The organism is Floricoccus tropicus, from assembly GCF_001832905.1.
Lineage (GTDB): Bacteria > Bacillota > Bacilli > Lactobacillales > Streptococcaceae > Floricoccus > Floricoccus tropicus.
The window spans coordinates 54,349-72,480 of the sequence record NZ_MKIR01000022.1 but is presented as its reverse complement, the minus strand read 5'-3'; the positions used below and the strand labels follow the sequence as shown (position 1 = coordinate 72,480).

At 34.8% G+C, this 18,132-nt stretch carries 15 protein-coding genes and 1 tRNA gene; 2 read left to right on the top strand and 14 right to left on the bottom strand.

Annotated elements, in window-relative coordinates; translation table 11 throughout:
- Positions 1–84 precede the first annotated feature (84 nt).
- Both tsf and rpsB read right to left on the bottom strand, forming a co-directional pair.
- Positions 85–1,119, bottom strand: coding sequence for a translation elongation factor Ts (gene tsf / locus BG261_RS07030; RefSeq protein ID WP_070787522.1), 1,035 nt, complete (start codon positions 1,117–1,119; stop codon positions 85–87).
- Positions 1,120–1,293: 174 nt separating this feature from the next.
- The gene (gene rpsB / locus BG261_RS07025) at positions 1,294–2,079 is read right to left on the bottom strand and encodes a 30S ribosomal protein S2 (protein WP_070787521.1); all 786 of its coding nucleotides are present in this window, start codon (positions 2,077–2,079) and stop codon (positions 1,294–1,296) included.
- A 248-nt stretch (positions 2,080–2,327) separates the two neighbouring features.
- On the opposite strand from rpsB, the gene BG261_RS07020 reads away from it, so the two are divergent.
- Positions 2,328–2,398: transfer RNA gene (locus BG261_RS07020), tRNA-Cys, on the top strand.
- A gap of 66 nt (positions 2,399–2,464) precedes the next feature.
- Here the strand turns inward: BG261_RS07020 and BG261_RS07015 are convergent.
- From BG261_RS07015 to BG261_RS06990, 6 genes are all read right to left on the bottom strand, one after another.
- Positions 2,465–3,034 carry a GDSL-type esterase/lipase family protein gene (locus BG261_RS07015; protein WP_070792613.1) on the bottom strand — a complete coding sequence of 190 codons (570 nt, stop codon included), beginning with the start codon at positions 3,032–3,034 and terminating at the stop codon, positions 2,465–2,467.
- A 212-nt stretch (positions 3,035–3,246) separates the two neighbouring features.
- On the bottom strand, positions 3,247–5,847 hold the full coding sequence (adhE, locus tag BG261_RS07010; protein ID WP_070792610.1) for a bifunctional acetaldehyde-CoA/alcohol dehydrogenase: 2,601 nt from the start codon (positions 5,845–5,847) through the stop codon (positions 3,247–3,249).
- Between the two features lie 203 nt (positions 5,848–6,050).
- Positions 6,051–6,491 carry a low molecular weight protein-tyrosine-phosphatase gene (locus BG261_RS07005; protein ID WP_070792608.1) on the bottom strand — a complete coding sequence of 147 codons (441 nt, stop codon included), beginning with the start codon at positions 6,489–6,491 and terminating at the stop codon, positions 6,051–6,053.
- Positions 6,492–6,500: 9 nt separating this feature from the next.
- Positions 6,501–8,732, bottom strand: a complete 2,232-nt coding sequence (locus BG261_RS07000) for an HAD-IC family P-type ATPase (protein WP_070792606.1) — start codon at positions 8,730–8,732, stop codon at positions 6,501–6,503.
- A 21-nt stretch (positions 8,733–8,753) separates the two neighbouring features.
- Positions 8,754–9,758, bottom strand: coding sequence for a Holliday junction branch migration DNA helicase RuvB (gene ruvB / locus BG261_RS06995; RefSeq protein WP_070792602.1), 1,005 nt, complete (start codon positions 9,756–9,758; stop codon positions 8,754–8,756).
- A gap of 132 nt (positions 9,759–9,890) precedes the next feature.
- Positions 9,891–10,178: a hypothetical protein gene (locus BG261_RS06990; RefSeq protein WP_070792601.1), complete on the bottom strand. Its 288-nt coding sequence runs from the start codon at positions 10,176–10,178 to the stop codon at positions 9,891–9,893.
- 40 nt (positions 10,179–10,218) lie between these two features.
- On the opposite strand from BG261_RS06990, the gene BG261_RS11485 reads away from it, so the two are divergent.
- Positions 10,219–10,392: a hypothetical protein gene (locus BG261_RS11485; RefSeq protein WP_158007184.1), complete on the top strand. Its 174-nt coding sequence runs from the start codon at positions 10,219–10,221 to the stop codon at positions 10,390–10,392.
- Positions 10,393–10,539: 147 nt separating this feature from the next.
- On the opposite strand, the gene ruvA is transcribed toward BG261_RS11485, so the two are convergent.
- The 6 genes from ruvA to mutS all read right to left on the bottom strand — a co-directional run bounded on the left by ruvA (position 10,540) and on the right by mutS (position 18,132).
- The gene (gene ruvA, locus BG261_RS06985) at positions 10,540–11,124 is read right to left on the bottom strand and encodes a Holliday junction branch migration protein RuvA (protein WP_070792599.1); all 585 of its coding nucleotides are present in this window, start codon (positions 11,122–11,124) and stop codon (positions 10,540–10,542) included.
- Between the two features lie 235 nt (positions 11,125–11,359).
- Positions 11,360–13,378: a DNA mismatch repair endonuclease MutL gene (gene mutL, locus BG261_RS06980; protein ID WP_070792589.1), complete on the bottom strand. Its 2,019-nt coding sequence runs from the start codon at positions 13,376–13,378 to the stop codon at positions 11,360–11,362.
- Positions 13,379–13,553: 175 nt separating this feature from the next.
- Positions 13,554–13,949: a hypothetical protein gene (locus tag BG261_RS06975; protein ID WP_070792588.1), complete on the bottom strand. Its 396-nt coding sequence runs from the start codon at positions 13,947–13,949 to the stop codon at positions 13,554–13,556.
- A 26-nt stretch (positions 13,950–13,975) separates the two neighbouring features.
- On the bottom strand, positions 13,976–14,368 hold the full coding sequence (locus BG261_RS06970; RefSeq protein WP_070792586.1) for a hypothetical protein: 393 nt from the start codon (positions 14,366–14,368) through the stop codon (positions 13,976–13,978).
- A 152-nt stretch (positions 14,369–14,520) separates the two neighbouring features.
- The gene (locus BG261_RS06965; RefSeq protein WP_070792584.1) at positions 14,521–15,453 is read right to left on the bottom strand and encodes a hypothetical protein; all 933 of its coding nucleotides are present in this window, start codon (positions 15,451–15,453) and stop codon (positions 14,521–14,523) included.
- A 90-nt stretch (positions 15,454–15,543) separates the two neighbouring features.
- On the bottom strand, positions 15,544–18,132 hold the full coding sequence (gene mutS / locus BG261_RS06960) for a DNA mismatch repair protein MutS (protein WP_070792582.1): 2,589 nt from the start codon (positions 18,130–18,132) through the stop codon (positions 15,544–15,546).

Sequence of the window (18,132 nt, the reverse complement as noted above, 5' to 3'; positions counted from 1 at the left end):
CATAAATTATACCATAATTTTCATAGTTATGGTAGTTAAATTTAAAAAACATCTCCATTTGGAGATGTTTTTTAATAAACATCTTTATTTGCTTGCTGCTGCTGTTTGTGCTGCAACTTCTGCTGCAAAATCATTTACAGCTTTTTCGATTCCGTCACCAACTTCGAAACGAGCAAATTCGATTACTTTAGCATTTACTGAATCAAGGTAAGCTTCAACTGTCTTGCTATCATCCATGATGTAAACTTGAGCAAGAAGAGTGTATTCTTGATCAACTTTAGTGTTATCAAGCATGAAACGAGCTAATTTCCCAGGAACAATCTTATCCCAGATTTTTTCTGGTTTTCCTTCAGCAGCAAGTTCAGCTTTGATATCTTCTTCAGCTTTAGCAATAATTTCATCTGTTAATTCAGCTTTTGATCCATATTCATGGAATGGAAGAGCAGGTTTGTTAACCATTGCGCGGCTTTCGTTATCTTGTTCAATTTCATGGTTAATTTTAGCTAACTCATCTTTAACAAATTGTTCATCAAGTTCTTTATATGAAAGAACATTTGGTTTCATAGCTGCAATATGCATTGAAATTTGTTTAGCTAGAGCATCATCTCCACCTTCAACAACGCTAATAACACCAATACGTCCACCATTATGTTGGTATGCACCAAAATGTTGGTCATCAGTTTTTTCAAGTAAAGCAAAACGACGGAATGAAATTTTTTCACCAATTGTAGCTGTAGCATTTACATAAGCTTCTGCTAATGTATCACCTGAAGCAGTTTTAAGTTCTAATGCTTCTTCTACGCTTCCTGGTTTACCTTCAGCAATAACTTTTGCTGTCTCATTAACAAGGTTAACGAATTGCTCATTTTTAGCTACAAAGTCAGTTTCAGAGTTAACTTCTACAACTGCTGCAGAGTTACCATCAACGTAAACTCCTGTAAGCCCTTCAGCTGCTACACGATCAGATTTTTTAGCTGCTTTAGCCATACCTTTTTCGCGAAGAAGTTCAATTGCTTTTTCCATATCTCCGTCAGTTTCAACTAATGCTTTTTTAGCATCCATAACACCGGCACCAGATTTTTCACGTAATTCTTTTACTTGAGCTGCAGTAACTGCCATTTTATATTCTCCTCTGTAATTTTTACAATTTTAAGTCATCTATTATGATAGATGGTAAGCGCTCTGTTTTATCGAACATATCTATGAAGTCTTAAGAAAACACTTCTACATTAAAACAAGGCGAGGCCAAAGCCCCGCCTCAGCGTTTCATCATTTTTAAGATTAAACAACTAGTTAGTTGTTATCTCCTTCAACAACTTCAACGATTTCTTCAATTGATTCGTCAGAAACTGTATCAGTAGCTGCTAATTGAGCTTCAACTGTTTCACCAGCATCTTCACCTTGACGTCCTTCAATGATAGCGTCAGCCATTTTGCTTGTGATAAGTTTAACGGCACGAATAGCATCATCATTTGCAGGAATGATTACATCAATTGGATCTGGGTCAGCATTTGTATCAACCATAGCAACGATTGGAATATTTAATTTAGTTGCTTCTTGAACAGCGATTTGTTCTTTATGTGGATCCACGATATAAATTACATCAGGGATACGTGGCATATCAGCAATACCACCTAGGAATTTTTCAAGACGGTCGCGTTGTTTGTTAAGTAAAACAACTTCTTTCTTAGGAAGTACTTCGAATACTCCGTCTTCTTCCATTCTATTGATTTCTTTTAGACGTGCGATACGTTTTTGGATAGTTCCCCAGTTAGTAAGAGTTCCACCCAACCAACGATGGTTAATGTAATATTGACCAGCACGAGTTGCTTCTTCTTTAACAGCTTCTGCTGCTTGTTTTTTAGTACCTACGAAAAGTACGATTGCACCTTCTGCTGCAGCATTACGCATATAGTTATACGCTGTATCTGCCATTTTTACAGTTTTTTGTAAATCGATAACGTGGATTCCGTTACGTTCTGTAAAGATGTAAGGTTTCATTTTAGGGTTCCAACGGCGTGTTTGATGACCGAAGTGAACACCTGCTTCAAGTAGTTGTTTCATTGAAATGACTGCCATTTTGCAAGTCTCCTTTAATTTTGTTTTTTTCCTCTCTTGATCTTCAACTTGCCAAACAGACCAAACGGCACATGTAAGACAATCCTTTCAAGATGTGAAATATTTTGCTGATTTAACAGCTTAACCATTATAACCTATAATTATCTGTATTTCAAGTCATTTACGTAAAGTATTTGCCAATTATATTATATTTTACTCTTGACTAATACCATATTAACAAGGTATAATACTAATGTTGTCAATTAGACGGCGGTATAGCCAAGTGGTAAGGCACGGCTCTGCAAAAGCTTGATCGTCGGTTCAAATCCGTCTACCGCCTTAATTAATATATTTAAAAATCCTGATTTTCAGGATTTTTTTGTAAATTTTAGCTTATGCTTCTTCTCTATAAGGCCTCATATATGATATCTGCCATTATTTGGTAACCTTTTAAACCAAAATGGAGTCCATCGTCCATACTTCCTTCTAATATATCCTGTAATTCTTTTGTTTCAAAGCGATTAAGTCTTTCATTAAATAATAAATAGTTACAATTGTTTTTCAGACATACTTCCTTTAACACTGTATTATATTCATTTATTAATAAATTACTTCGAAATCTTTGTTTATCCTCATCAATTGGTGGAATTGATAGGAAGAATATGTTATTTCTATCGTATTTTCCAATTAGTCGCAGTATTATAGCTTGTAAATTTTCTTCATATTGATCTGCAAATACACGCTTATTAGTTGCGAGATCATTTGTACCAATGATAATAAAAATCTTTTGTGCTTTTTCTACAGCTAAAATTTCAGAATCAATTCTTTCTAAAAGAGCTCCTGAATTTTCACCACAAACAGCAGTATTAACTATTTCTAAACCATTAATTCTATTTTTCAATGTTTCATTGATTGCTGGTTCTTTCAATCCCTCATTCCGAGCCATTAAACTATCCCCTGTTAATTGAATTTTCATTTCTTATTCCCTTCTAATTTAAAAGCTTTATTATTATTGTACTACCTATTTTCTAAATCCGATCATAAAATATCTAATACAAATAGTGAAATAAAAACTATTTTCCAACATATTCATTATTACCATCTTAAAATAATCAATTATAATAGGGTTTATATATACGAAAAAAGGCTATCCTAATTTTTTAGGATAGCCTTTGATATTTTAAAGGATTAACCTTTATAGTCATAGCAAGTTTCAATAATTCCTTTAAGTTCAGAAATTAGTGGTTCTTTAGGGTTAGCTGTTGTACATTGGTCTTCATAAGCTTTTTCAGCCAAGTGATCAATTTCAGCATTCATTTGTTTCTTAGTAAGTCCTTGAGATTTCCAGTTCATTTCAATACCAACTGCAGTACCTAAATCATAAACTGCTTTAGCTAATGATTCTACTAGCTCTGCTGTTGTTTCACCAGGTAATCCTAGGAACTTAGCAATATCAGCATAATCTGTATCTGCACGGAAGAAGTCATATTTAGGGAACATTGCATGTTTTTGAGGATCTTTTGCATTGTAACGAATTACATGTGGTAATAGGATTGCATTAGTACGTCCGTGAGGAATATTCCATGCTCCACCAACTTTATGAGCGATTGAGTGAGAAATACCTAGGAATGCATTGGCAAATGCCATACCAGCCATTGTTGATGCATTGTGCATTTTTTCGCGAGCAAGTGGATCACCAGTTTTAACTGAAGTTTCTAAGTAGTCAAATACAAGTTTAATAGCTTGTAATGAAAGCCCACGAGTGTAGTCACTTGCCATTACAGATACATAAGATTCAATAGCATGAGTAAGTACGTCCATACCTGTGTCTGCTGTTACGCTTGCTGGCACACTCATAACTAATTGAGGATCAACAATTGCAACATCAGGTGTTAAAGCATAGTCAGCTAATGGGTATTTAGTATGATCTTCACTATCAGTAATAACTGCAAATGGTGTAACTTCTGAACCAGTACCAGAAGTAGTTGGAATACAGATAAATTGAGCTTTTTCAGCATAAGGAATCTTATATGCACGTTTTCTGATATCTAAGAATTTTTGTTTAGCACCAAAGAAGCTTACGTCTGGGTGTTCAAAGAACATCCACATTGCTTTAGCAGCATCCATTGCAGAACCACCACCTAATGCGATTACTACATCTGGTTGGAATGAAGTAAATACTTCCAATCCTTTGTATACAGTATTTGTTGATGGGTTAGGTTCAACATCTGAGAATACTTCAATCTTAGGATCGTTAGGATTTTTTTCTAATTGTTTGCGAATTAAATCAGCATATCCAAATTGAACCATACCAGGGTCACACACAAGCATAACACGCTCTGCTTTAATTTGGCGTAGGTAAGTAATTGAGTTCTTTTCAAAGTAAATTTTTGATGGAAGTTTGAACCATTGCATATTATTTCTTCTCTTTGCTAATGTTTTGACGTTGATAAGATCTACTGCACTAACGTTATGTGATACAGAGTTATGTCCATAAGATCCACAACCAAGTGTAAGTGACGGAATCATTTCGTTATAAATGTTACCAATACCACCTTCTGCAGATGGAGTATTAACAAGAATACGACAAGCTTTCATGCGAAGACCAAAGCGAATTTGTAAATCTTCATCTTCAGTATGAATTACAGCTGTATGTCCAAGTCCACCAAGGTTAAGCATTGCTTCAGCTTTATTCAAACCATCTTCAATTCCATCAGCTTTTATTAAGGCAAGAACTGGTGATAATTTTTCACGTGAAAGTGGATAATCAGGTCCAGCATCTTTAATTTCAGCAAGAAGAATCTTAGTTCCAACAGGTACTTTAATTCCAGCAAGGTTAGCAATATGTTCAGCTGAATAACCTACGATTTTAGGATTAACTGCATGTCCATCAGGAAGCATAACAGCTGCTTCTAATTTCTTAAGTTCAGCTGGCTTAGAAACGATATAACAGTTGTGAGCTTCAAATTCTGCTTTAACATCATCATAAATTTCTTTATCAACGATTGCAGCTTGTTCAGAAGCACAAATCATACCATTATCAAAAGATTTAGAAAGAATTAAATCGTTAACTGCACGTTTAACATTTGCATCTGGAGCAAGATAGCTTGGTACGTTACCAGGTCCAACCCCAAGAGCTGGTTTACCAGTTGAGTAGGCCGCTTTAACCATTGCAGCACCACCTGTAGCAAGAACAGTCGCAACTCCAGGGTGATTCATAAGTAAGTTAGTAGCTTCAATACTTGGTTTAGTTACCCAAGAAATACAGTTTTCAGGCGCACCTGCTGCAATTGCTGCGTCACGAACGATACGTGCTGCTTCTGCAGAAGATTGTTGCGCAGATGGATGGAAGGCAAATACGATTGGATTACGAGTTTTAATTGCAATCATTGATTTAAAAATTGTTGTTGAAGTTGGGTTTGTTGTTGGAGTAACTCCACAAACAACACCTACTGGTTCAGCAATATAAACAAGACCAGCTTGATCATCACGATCAATAACTCCTACAGTTTTATTATCTTTGATTGAATTCCAAATGTACTCAGATGCGTACATGTTTTTAATTGCTTTATCTTCATAGATTCCGCGTCCAGTTTCTTCAACGGCCATCTTAGCTAAAAGCATGTGCTTATCAAGGGCTGCCATACTCATTTCATGAACGATATGATCAATTTGCTCTTGATTTAATTTTTCTAGTCCTGCAAGTGCAATATTTGCTTTGCCTACAAGCTCATCAATCATTAATTGAGTTTCAGAAACTTCTGTTACCTCTACAGACTTTACTACCATGTGTTCTCCTTATTATATAAATTTCAAAAATGTTTGTTAATTAATTTACAAACTTATTATATCAAAAAATACTCAAAAGTAAACATGTGCTTATTTTCACAATATTTACATTGAAAACCCTTTTATTTTCAACTTTGTTAACGTTTTCATTGTTGTTAATATTTTCACAATAACAATAAAAAGAACACAAAAAAACACAGTTTTCACTGCATTTTTTCTATAAACTTATCAGATGCCTGTTCGACTAAACTGTATGTTTCTTCAAAGTCTCCTGTGTAATACGGATCAGGAATTTCAACACCGTCTAAGAAGAGAGAAATCTTATCTTCTGTCCCGTCCGGTGCCATAGATTTCAGATTTTCAATGTTTGAATCATCCATTCCTAAAATATAATCATAATCTTCAAAATCCTGATTACTTATTTTCCTACTAGTCTTATCCTTATCATAGTCTATATTATATTTTCTAAGAATTTTTTGGGTTCCTTGGTGGATTGGATTCCCATGTTCCCACGAACTAGTTGCCCTACTCTCAACATGGTAGTCATTAGACAAGCCATGTTTTTCAAGTTTATCTTTGAAAACAAATTCTGCCATAGTGCTACGGCAAATATTTCCAAGACAAACAAATAATACTTTTTTCATCTTATACTCCTATTTAACTTTCTTATCTAAAATAAAGTGCGCTAAAATTACTAGTCCCATCATCAAGCCTGCTATAACAAAATCATACAAGGTAAAGGGAAGTTGACTTTTATCCAAGTAAAAGACATCAATTACAACTGCCATGACAGCTGCGATGGTTAGGAACATGAGCAAGACCAGCTTATAACGATTAAAAGGTCTACTTACTCTGACTATCATGAGTAATCCATTGAGGAGTGCCAGACTAATACAAATTATTCCAAGTTTACTAGAATCATTAATGAAGATATTAGTAAGTAATACTGCCAACACCAGTGTTCCACCACCAACTAGGGCGTTGGTCATTACCGACTTCATAAAATCTGGTTTAACCTTATTTTTATTTTCTTCAAAGGTTAGAAAGAATGACGGTATACCGATAGTTATGGTAGAGATTAGAGTAAACTGGATTGGAGTAAATGGGAATTTAAGGGCGAATATTATTGAAAGAACTGCGAATATTATAGAGAAGAAAGTCTTAGTTAAGAATAAAGATGCTACCTTTTGAATATTATTTATAACACGACGCCCTTCCATCAAAATATCGTAGAATACAGAAAAATCATCAGTTAAAAATACGATATTTGATACACTTTTAGCTGCACTTGTCGCACCGTTCATAGCAAAACTTACGTCCGCCTTTTTAAGTGCTAGGACATCGTTTACCCCATCTCCACTCATAGCGACTGTCTTCTTATCTTTTTGCAAAACTTCAACCATTGCTTCCTTTTGAGTTGGTGTTACTCGACCAAAAATATCATTTTCGAGAATAACTCGTTCAAAATCATCCAGTTTTACCTTGCTCATATCGATAGCCTTAGCGTTTGGATTAAATCCCGCCTTAATTGCTACACCTAAAACCGCCAAATGATTATCGCCGCTTATTATCTTAATAGATACATCTTGGCTTTCAAAATACTCAAAAGTTTCCTTAGTATTTTCTTTTATCTTATCTGATAAAACCACACTACCTATATAAGCTAAATTCTCAGGAATTTCAACATAATCTGAACTCTTAGCTAAAGTCAATACACGTAATCCTTGTTTTTTCATATCTTGGTAATGTACTGGTATGGAATCACTCAAATTCAAAAATTCATCCGCCCCAAAAAAATAAGTACCTTCTCCTTCAACCTGGATAAATGAATATTTATTTTTACTAGAAAAAGCTCCAATTTTTCTTACTTGCCAACTTTTTTCAAGGCTAAGATAGTTTTTCAAGGCTATTGAAGTTGCATTCTCATCATCAAAGTAGGAAAGATAATTCTTTAAGACCTCCTCAACCTTATCTGATATCTCTACAACTTCCATTTGTCCCGTAGTAATGGTCCCGGTTTTATCGAAACAAAGAGTATCCACGCGCGCTAAGGTTTCGACACAATAAAGTTCCTGAACTAAGACCTTTTTCTTTGATAACTTATAAGCTGATACCGCAAGGGATACACTAACTAGGAGCATGAGCCCTTCTGGAATCATGCCAATCAAAGCTCCAGACGTTGATAGAACGATTGAATTATATGACCTTCCTTCACTCATACCTCTAAGTACTAGGAGGATTGCTATAGGAATCATCAAAAGTGAGATAATTTTAAGAATCTTATTTAGATTATCTCTAAGCTCCGATGGATATTTCTTAAATTTCTTTGATTTCTGAGCGAATTGATTGATATAACTGTCTGACCCTACCGCTGTAACTTTTAAAAGACAGCTCCCACTTACAACATTACTTCCACTTAAAAGATGGTCATCCTTTGATTTATGGATGTTATCACTTTCACCCGTAAGAAGAGATTCATCAACTTCAATTTGTCCTGAAATTATATATCCATCAACAGGGACTTGATCTCCTAGGTTAAGATGTAAATACTCACCTTCGACAATATCTTCTGAATATACTTCAACCGTTTTATTATCACGATTGACCTTATATTTACTTCTACTAAGCAACTGAAGATTTTCTAATGCTCTCTTTGAGCGAATCTCCTGAAAACTTCCTATAAAAGTATTTATAATAATAACAAAAACAAAAGTCAGATTTTCAAATCTAAATGTAGTAGCCACGAATAATGCTATGACTAGAACCATACCATTAATGAAAGTAAAGGTATTTGAAAGAATTATATCCCAAGTACTTCTAGTAGTTTTGTCCTTATCTACATTTTTCTTGGCTTTTTCTACTTGTTCTTTAGTTAAATATTCCATTCTCTCCATTCTCTCATCTACTTAGTCATTCTCAAAATATGGTATCCCTAGATGTTCATAAGCAAGTTTTGTAGCTTTTCGCCCTTGCCTTGTACGTATTAAGAAACCTTGCTGAATCAAGTACGGTTCATACATATCTTCGACTGTATCTCTTTCCTCAGCAATATTTACTGCAAGAGTACCTAGACCTACTGGACCCCCAGAGTACATTTCAATCATCGTACGAAGAATCTTTTGGTCAACATAATCAAGGCCAGCCCTATCCACATCTAGCATTGTCAGAGCACGGTCTGTAATTTCCTTTTCAATTACACCCTCACCTTTAATTTGTGCATAGTCACGAACCCTTTTCAAAAGACGATTGGCAATACGTGGGGTTCCACGACTTCTAAGAGCTATCTCAAGTGCCCCATCATCCGTTATTTCCATATCAAAAATATCAGAGGTTCTCATTACAATTTCTTTAAGGTCTGATACTTCATAGTATTCCATATGGGCAGAAATCCCAAATCTAGCTCGAAGTGGATTTGACAGCATCCCAGCCCTCGTAGTAGCTCCAATCAAGGTAAAAGGAGGAAGTTCTAAGTGAACACTACGGCTACCATCTCCTGATCCTAGCATAATGTCAATGTAGAAATCTTCCATAGCTGAATAAAGTATTTCTTCTACATTCATTGGCATTCGGTGAATTTCATCAATAAACAGTACATCACCTGGCTCAAGTTCATTAAGAAGTGCTACCAAATCTCCTGGCTTTTCAATTGCTGGGCCACTTGTTTGCTTAAGTCCAACACCAAGTTCGTTTGCAATTACAAAAGCCATTGTTGTTTTACCTAGACCTGGAGGTCCAAATAATAAGACATGGTCAAGACTTTCCTCTCGAATTTTAGCAGCTTCAATAAATATCTCAAGCTGCTCTTTAACCTTATCTTGTCCAATATATTGTTTTAAAGTCTGTGGTCTTAGCGAAAGTTCCACGAAAGTATCTTCATCATGCTCATTAGCATCTAAAAATTCATTTGTCATCTGTAAAAATCTCCTATTTTTAATATTATAACATAAGAAAAGACCGAATAAATCGGCCTTAGGCTTTAAAAATATGATATTTAGATAAATAAAACATCTGAAATAACTTAATAATCATTATATTAGTGAATACTAGATTAGGCCGATTTCACGCTCCCATTTCTCCATCCCTGGTTCAAGAATTTCTTCTTCTATTTCTTCAACATTCTTCTCATCAATATGTTTAGAATTTAATGCAAATAATGAATCAATAATTTGATCACTATAATCTTCATTTAGATTTATCTTTAGTATTATCTGTTTCTGATCCTTCGAGGCTTCCACTATGGTATCCACAACCGCTTCATCACCTAGTTCTTTAAAAAGTTCTAAATAAACACCTGTAGCTATTCTTTTCATTAACTCACTATATTCATTCATATTTTAACCTCTTTACATACTTCATTTTATTACGTTGTCCATGAAACTATCACGAGTAAACTCGTCAGTTTCAATGGCAAGCGTTCATAATTCTTACGAATTATTCCTTGCTACTACGCTTAGCTTCGATGTCGATAAAACTGATGCAACTAAAGTTGCTAGTTTTAATCGCAACTCCAATGGGACCGAATTTACTAGATTCATTGTTCCCTAATTGGTCACAATTCACCACTTCACTTCGTTACGATGTCCATATAACTTAAGCAACTAAAGTTGCAAGTTATATGGCAAGTGATTCGGAGAACCTTTTCCGTAAGCGTTCATAATTCTTACGAATTATTCCTTGCTAACTCCAATGGTTTCATCCCATCATCATTCTTAGGGCTGTCTTGATATAACCTTCTGTTGTGTCTTGAGTTGCTTCTAGTTTTGTACGAACTTTTTTAAGTTCTGTTGCACGATATCCAAGAGCAACTAGTGCTTCCATTGCTTCTTCTAATTCCACATTTTCATTATTAGCAACTGGGTCTTGAACAGTCCCTGCCACAATTTCAAATTTACCTTCAAGGTCTAGTACCATTTGCATGGCAGTCTTTTTACCAACTCCAGGGAATTTAGTCAGGTATTTAATATCGCTTGCGTGAATTGCTTCAACAAGTCCTTCATTATCAGCTGTAGCTAATATGGCAAGAGCTGATTTTGGACCAATCCCTGAAACACTGATTAGCTTCAAGAAGAGATTCTTTTCTGATTCATTCATAAATGCATATAAGCTATGAGCATCATCACGAATTACTTGATGGACATAAATCTTCACATCAGAATTCATTAGATGAGAGTAGCTATATGGATTTGCGACATTCAAAATATATCCAATTCCTGAAACTTCAACAACTATGTAAGTAGGAGTAATTTTAGTTAAAACTCCTTTTAAATATTCATACATTTTTATAACCTCATGCTCTATTAAGTATTCACCTATTATAACAAAAAAAGCAAAGCATTTCTGCCCGCTCTCTCTTAATGTTACTTCTTAACCGATACCTTATAAACTTTAGATAAGGCCCAAGCAAGTGCCAATGTGCTACCAACTGTATAGATAATTGCCATAACAACCTCCCATAATGATTATTATTTTTTGTTAAACAAACAATATTACATTTAGCATGCTTTGTCAATTATTAAAACTCTAAATTCCAACCGCCACGATGGTTTTCCTGAATCCTTCTGAACATTTTCTCCATATCGCTCTTGGTAAAATGAACAAGCACAGGACGTCCGTGTGGACAGTTGTATGGATTCTTACATTTGGCAAGGTCAACAATAAGCTTACGAGCACTCAGCTCATCAAGCCAGTGATTAGCCTTAATTGATTTTTTACAAGACATCATAATAGCCAAATCCGCTCGATATTCCTTGACTGATACTCTTCCCAAAGTCAAAAGCATATCAATCATTTGATAGACTGCAGCCTCAACCTCTGATTCATTCAACCAAGTTGGATGTTCACGTAAAATAAACTGCCTATCCCCATATTCTTGCAAGTTAATACCAGTTTGAGCCAAAATATCCAACTTCTCTTTTATCAAAAGAAAATCATCTGTTGGAAAAGTAAAGATATAAGGAACAAGTAATTGCTGTTGCTTATCTTCAACTTCACCAATTTTATCTCTGAAGTATTCATACTTGATTCTTTCCTGTGCAGCATGTTGGTCAACTATGTAAAGACCATCACGACCTTGGGCAAAAAGGTATGTGCCGTGCATCTGACCAAAGTAATCAAGTTCTGGGAATGTAGATTCTTCTTCATTAACTAGTTTATCAGAAATTGTACCAAACTCTTTTAACGATTTTTTATCTGAAAAATTAAAGTCTGGATGTTCAATATCATCTTCAGATTCGTCAATCCTAGTAGCAAACTTAATTGCTGGTGAACTAACATCTTTCTTAACTTCTAGTTCTTCTTCAATAAAGTACACTTCTTGAGTCTGAGGACTTGAAAAGTCTTTTTCTTTCTCAAAGGGGGGTCTTTCTTGACGATTACTTGTAAATGATTTTGGAAGTTCTTCCTTTACATCATCTTTTACAAAGAAATCATGTCGTTCCTTGTCATAATAGAGATTTGAACTAGTAAGTGGTAAGGTAGTTTGTTCTGGTTTAATCCTTTTTTCTCTTGATTTTTGGAGGTTATCAAGTGCATCTGGAATTAAAACTTCTGGTTGTAGAGCTTCTGAAATTGCTTTTTTTACAAGATCCATCAACTCTTTTTCTTTTGATAAGCGTACCTCTTGCTTGGTTGGATGGACGTTTACATCGGCTAGAAATGGGTCAAGTCTAATATCCAAAACAGACACTGGGAAACGACCGACCATAAGTTTACTTCCATAGCCATCAACGATGGCGCGATTTATAAGGAAGTTTTTGATATAACGTCCATTTATTAGAACGGTAATATAGTTTCGATTAGCGCGTGTAAGTTCTGGTAATGAAACGTATCCTTTGAGCTCAAAGTCTAAATCACTAGCAGAAATTTCCACCATCTTTTTAGCAGTAGCAACACCGTAAACCCCAGCTATCGCAGTCTTTAAATCACCATTACCCGCTGTCTTCATCATTTGTTTGCCATCATTTATTAGGGTGAATGATATTTCGGGATGGGCCAAACTTTGTCTATTGATAACATCAGTGATGTGAGAGAGTTCTGCCTGCATACTTTTCATGTACTTCAAACGAGCTGGAGTATTAAAGAAGAGATTCTCAACAGTAATCTTTGTACCAGCTCTCTTAGCTGCAGGTTTAAAAGTTTCGATATTACCACCTTTTGAATATAAATAGCTCCCTGCTTCTTCTGTTCCCACGCTCGTTTCGATAGTCATCTCACTCACACTGGCAATAGATGGCATGGCTTCACCTCGAAATCCAAGTGTTCTAATCCTGAAAAGATCGTCTGCTGTTTTTATTTTACTAGTTGCATGGCGTTTAAGGGCAAGTTTAACATCATCTGCGCTAATTCCTTCACCATTATCTGTCACACTAATAGATTTGAGACCACTCTCTTCAACGGCGACAGTAATCTGACTACTACCTGCATCTATGGCATTTTCTACTAATTCTTTTACTACGCTCGCTGGTCGTTCAACAACCTCACCAGCAGCAATTTTATCGGCTAAATTTGCATCTAATTCTATAATTTTTGCCATAATTCACTTCCTTGTCTAAATACTTACTCCATTATATCAAAATTCAGCAATTACCACTTTAATTTCATTTTAAATAAAAAGTATTAGTTATCTTACTTAAGAAACTAATACTTGCAAATATTATCAATTTGTATTTATCACTAGACAAAGCCCATAAATAAAATCATAAACATAATTATACTAATACTAAGAATACGGCTGTAAAAACAATCATCCACAATAGCAATAACAAAATATTGAAAGCTATAAATATAAGAGTAGTTAATATTTTATGTTCAGCTCCTAATTCAAATCTTTTAATTAACCAATTAATGCCTGATATTACAAAAGGTATAAAAAGAATTATCCCTACAATTTCCGTAGGAGTTTTGATTTTAATGTATTTTTCATTTGAAACCTGAATTAAGTAACTATTATAATAATAAATATTAAACAAAATAATTATAAATACAAAAACTGGTAAAAAATATTTTGCATAAGGCACCTTACGATTAGTAAGGTATATCATTAGAATATAGACAAATGAGAAAACAATTGCTACCACTGAAAGTGAATTAAGTGTAAAAGTCATATATTCCCCCCGAAATAAATCTTTAATTATACAAATCCAATGAATATCCCCGTAAACATTACCATCCATAGCCACCATAATAAAATAAGAAGCAATAAGGATACAATAATAATTGGAATTTTTTGAGCATTATCCCCTCTCAGTAATTTTACAATAGAATAAACATAAGGTACTACAAATGCAACAAAAGAAATATTACCAACTATATATGTCAACATACTCAATGTATCATAATTGTAAGGTGTAATTTTTCCTAAATACCTATAATTGTAGATTCCTACAAAAATAATAATTACAGAAATGAAAATAAAAAGATAGTACTGAGCATTTGGTACCTTACGATTAGTGAAATAAATTGTAACTATGTAAAGAACTGTAAAAATAATGCTGACCCATATAGAAGTTTGAGCAATTGCCATAGTAGCACCCCTTATCGTACATTTTTATATCCAGAAATTCTTTTCTTATTAAAAATATTATAAAACAAAAAACAACAATAAACAACTTATGTTAGAACACTCTAAAAACAATCAATATAAAAAAGCGGGCACCCGCTTTTTAGTTTACATACTTATTTTTTAGCTTCTGACTCTTTTGCTTCATTTGCCTCAGCTACTGCATTATTTAGGTCATCTTCTGTCCAATTTTTAGCTTTCAATGCACGCTTCTTACAAGCTGAACAAAGGGCATCTTCACCTGTACCAATCTTATGATTTTTTGCATGAAGATCTTCAACACTTCCTTCAAATAATTCTTTTACATTATCACTCTTTAAGTATTGGCAATCTGCATATAAATGATATTTTTCACCAGATTTTGTACCATATACTAGGTCTTGATCAGTCAAAGTTTTTACTACTTGTGCTTGTGCTGCATATTTTTCTTGTGAAGGTGGATTAAAATCTGCACCTGCCACTCCAACTAAAATCATAGCAATAACAGCTACACCACCAATAATACCCTTTTGTTTACCATCCATATCTTTATTAAAGAATACAAACACAACTAAAGGTAAAAATGCAACGATAGCAACAATCATACCAAGTTGACTTTGCATGAAGAAAAGGAACTTATTTTTTTCACTTGGTGGATCCATCTGATTAGAACGTTTCCACAAGAAACCTCCAAGAACCGCAAATGCTGCATCAACTGCAATGATTAATAATGGAATCCAAAGTTTAATATCACTACCATTTTGTCTCAAGTAGATAATATTTGCGACTTGTGCTCCAATAGCTGCAAGCCATGATAGAGCTGCAAAAATTCTATACTGAGTAGCTTTTCCTTTGTTCTCTTTTGAAGGTTTCCATACAGGTTCTTCTTTTTCTTTACTTGCTTTTTTAACTTCTTCTGTTGGTGCTTCTGTTTTTTCAACCGTTTCTTGACTCTCTGATTTAGCTGTACTAGACTTTGCTCTTACAGGTTTATCTTCTGAAGCTGTAGATTTTACTATCTTATCTTTATCAGCTTCACCTTTAACGCTAGTGATTTTCTTCTCAGCCATTATACTCCCCTTTTTCTCCTAATTTTTGTTTCATAATAGCATAAATTAAGCTTGCTCACAAGATATAGACACCTCATGAAAGTCTAATTTTTATATCATTTTTTTAAGTTCCCATATTAAGTTCATCGCATCCATTGGAGTTAGGTTCATAACATCAATAGCACTGAGCTTTTTGACCAATTCCGAATCTGCTCCAAAGTCTCCAAATAAATCCAATTGAGCACTTTCTTCTTTAACAACTTCTGCAACTTCTATATTTCTTTGAGATAAATCTTCTAGACCATCCTTATTTTGTAGACTAGGTGCTTGATTTTCAAGCTTATCAAGAATTTCTTGTGAACGAGCTAATAACTCTTTAGGAAGTCCTGCAATTTTCGCTACATGAATCCCATATGATTTATCAGCAGGACCATTCTCAATTTTATGAAGAAAGGTAACATCACCATCTTGCTCAAGCGTTGCTACGTGGACATTTTCTAAACTATTTAATTCATCATCAAGTTCAGTAAGTTCATGATAATGGGTTGCAAATAATGTTTTAGCATGGATATTATTGTGGATATACTCAATAATTCCTTGAGCTAGAGCCATACCATCATAGGTAGCCGTTCCACGTCCAAGCTCATCAAAGAGAATAAGACTATTTTTAGAAGCAAGACGAAGAGCATTATTGGCTTCCATCATTTCCACCATGAATGTCGATTGTCCGGACGTTAAGTCATCACTTGCTCCAATACGGGTAAATATAGCATCAAATATTGGCAGAGTTGCTGACTCAGCTGGAACATAAGATCCTAATTGAGCCATAATTGCAGTTAAAGCCAGTTGACGCATATAAGTTGATTTACCACTCATATTGGGACCTGTAATTAATTGAATCTCGACATCTTTAGATAGATTAATATTATTAGGAACATATTCCTGACGACCAAGAACCTTCTCAACAACAGCATGACGGCCATCAACAATGTTTATAGTATCTCCGTTCACTTGGAGATTTGGTCGCACATATTGATATGTTTCTGCTACTACTGCTAGAGCTTGTAAACAATCAAGTCCTGCAATAGTTTTAGCCAAAGCCTGTACTTGCGAAATATATGCTTCTACTCTATCACGAATAGCCATAAAAAGATCATACTCATAAATTGAAGATTTTTCTCTAGCTTCAATCATCTTGCCTTCAATCTTTGCAAGTTCCTCTGTACCATAGCGTTCAGAATTTTTCAAAGTAGCTTTACGGAAAAAGTAATCTGGGACTTGATCTAGATTCGAATTAGTCACATGGAAATAGTAGCCGTCCTTGCGATTATAATCAATTCTTAGTCCATTGATACCTGAGTTTTGACGTTCACGCGCCTCAAGTTCAGCAATCCAAGCTGTTCCTTCACGGAGGGTTTGTCTGTATTCATCAAGTTTTTCATCATAGCCATCCTTGATTACCCCACCTTCGGTCAAAAGTCTTGGAGCATCTTCAGCTATACTTTCTTCTAAAAGACTTCTAAGTTCCGGAATATCATTTAGATGTTGGATTATATTATCCAAAGCAGGATCTGCTATAGCCTCTAGTATTGATTTAATTTGTGGTACTTGAGATAAGGTATTTCTTAGCTGTAAAAAGTCTGGTGCTGTAGCCTTTCCAAACGAAATACGACTTGATAAACGCTCAATATCATACACACCTTTAAGGGATTCAACTAAGTCAACTCGTTCAAAAAAGTTATCCAGAAATACCTGAACTACCTTTTGACGCTCTTCAATTCTTTCTTTTTTAATCAGAGGTCGATCAATCCACGATTTCATCATTCTTGTTCCCATGGCCGTTTTAGTTTCATCTAAAAGCCACAGTAAAGTACCTTGTTTTTTACCAGTTTTAAAGTTACTAGTAAGTTCCAATGATTTTTTTGTCGCATAGTCCATCTTTAAGAAGTCAGTTACTTCATAAACTTTTACTTCTTGAATATGGCTGAGATTTCTCTTTTGTGTTTCTTTAATATAAGTTAAAAGTTTAAGAGAAACATTTTTTTCCACTAATGGTAGGATACTGGGAATTAATCTAGCTTCCTCCATATTGTCCATAATTGTTTTCTGGTGGCTAACTAGGACATTAAGTCGTGCAGTTAGTTCAGATAGCTGCCCTTCAGTTGCTTCATAACCAAATAATATTTCCTTAGTCTGAAGGCTTGCTGCCTCACTTACAACATCAGCAAACTCAGTTAGTTGCGTTACATAAAACTCACCAGTTGTTAAATCAATATATGAGAATCCATAGACAGAACCATCAAAATCAACTGCCGTAAGGTAGTTGTTTTCTTTGTCTGCATCAAGGGCGTCTACTGCTGTACCTGGAGTTATCACTTGAACTACTTCACGTTTTACGACACCTTTAGCTTGCTTGGGGTCTTCCATCTGTTCAGCAATTGCTACCTTATGACCGAGGTCAACCAAGTTATCAATATATTGCTGTACACTGTGATAGGGAACCCCCGCCATCGGAATTGGATTATCAGCGTTTTTATTACGGCTTGTTAATGTAAGCTCAAGTATTTGAGCAGCATTCACTGCATCATCATAGAATAGTTCATAGAAATCACCCATTCTAAATAGAAGAAAAGCATCGGGGTAGTCAGCCTTGATTTCTAAATATTGCTGCATCCCTGGTGATAATTTTTCAGTTGCCAT

What these genes read in the sequence shown, in the direction of transcription:
- tsf (WP_070787522.1), bottom strand. Translation starts at nt 1,119, where the DNA reads ATGGCAGTTACTGCAGCTCAAGTAAAAGAATTACGTGAAAAATCTGGT.
- rpsB (WP_070787521.1), bottom strand. Translation starts at nt 2,079, where the DNA reads ATGGCAGTCATTTCAATGAAACAACTACTTGAAGCAGGTGTTCACTTC.
- BG261_RS07015 (WP_070792613.1), bottom strand. Translation starts at nt 3,034, where the DNA reads ATGAAAATTCAATTAACAGGGGATAGTTTAATGGCTCGGAATGAGGGA.
- adhE (WP_070792610.1), bottom strand. Translation starts at nt 5,847, where the DNA reads ATGGTAGTAAAGTCTGTAGAGGTAACAGAAGTTTCTGAAACTCAATTA.
- BG261_RS07005 (WP_070792608.1), bottom strand. Translation starts at nt 6,491, where the DNA reads ATGAAAAAAGTATTATTTGTTTGTCTTGGAAATATTTGCCGTAGCACT.
- BG261_RS07000 (WP_070792606.1), bottom strand. Translation starts at nt 8,732, where the DNA reads ATGGAATATTTAACTAAAGAACAAGTAGAAAAAGCCAAGAAAAATGTA.
- ruvB (WP_070792602.1), bottom strand. Translation starts at nt 9,758, where the DNA reads ATGACAAATGAATTTTTAGATGCTAATGAGCATGATGAAGATACTTTC.
- BG261_RS06990 (WP_070792601.1), bottom strand. Translation starts at nt 10,178, where the DNA reads ATGAATGAATATAGTGAGTTAATGAAAAGAATAGCTACAGGTGTTTAT.
- BG261_RS11485 (WP_158007184.1), top strand. Translation starts at nt 10,219, where the DNA reads ATGAAACTATCACGAGTAAACTCGTCAGTTTCAATGGCAAGCGTTCAT.
- ruvA (WP_070792599.1), bottom strand. Translation starts at nt 11,124, where the DNA reads ATGTATGAATATTTAAAAGGAGTTTTAACTAAAATTACTCCTACTTAC.
- mutL (WP_070792589.1), bottom strand. Translation starts at nt 13,378, where the DNA reads ATGGCAAAAATTATAGAATTAGATGCAAATTTAGCCGATAAAATTGCT.
- BG261_RS06975 (WP_070792588.1), bottom strand. Translation starts at nt 13,949, where the DNA reads ATGACTTTTACACTTAATTCACTTTCAGTGGTAGCAATTGTTTTCTCA.
- BG261_RS06970 (WP_070792586.1), bottom strand. Translation starts at nt 14,368, where the DNA reads ATGGCAATTGCTCAAACTTCTATATGGGTCAGCATTATTTTTACAGTT.
- BG261_RS06965 (WP_070792584.1), bottom strand. Translation starts at nt 15,453, where the DNA reads ATGGCTGAGAAGAAAATCACTAGCGTTAAAGGTGAAGCTGATAAAGAT.
- mutS (WP_070792582.1), bottom strand. Translation starts at nt 18,132, where the DNA reads ATGGCAACTGAAAAATTATCACCAGGGATGCAGCAATATTTAGAAATC.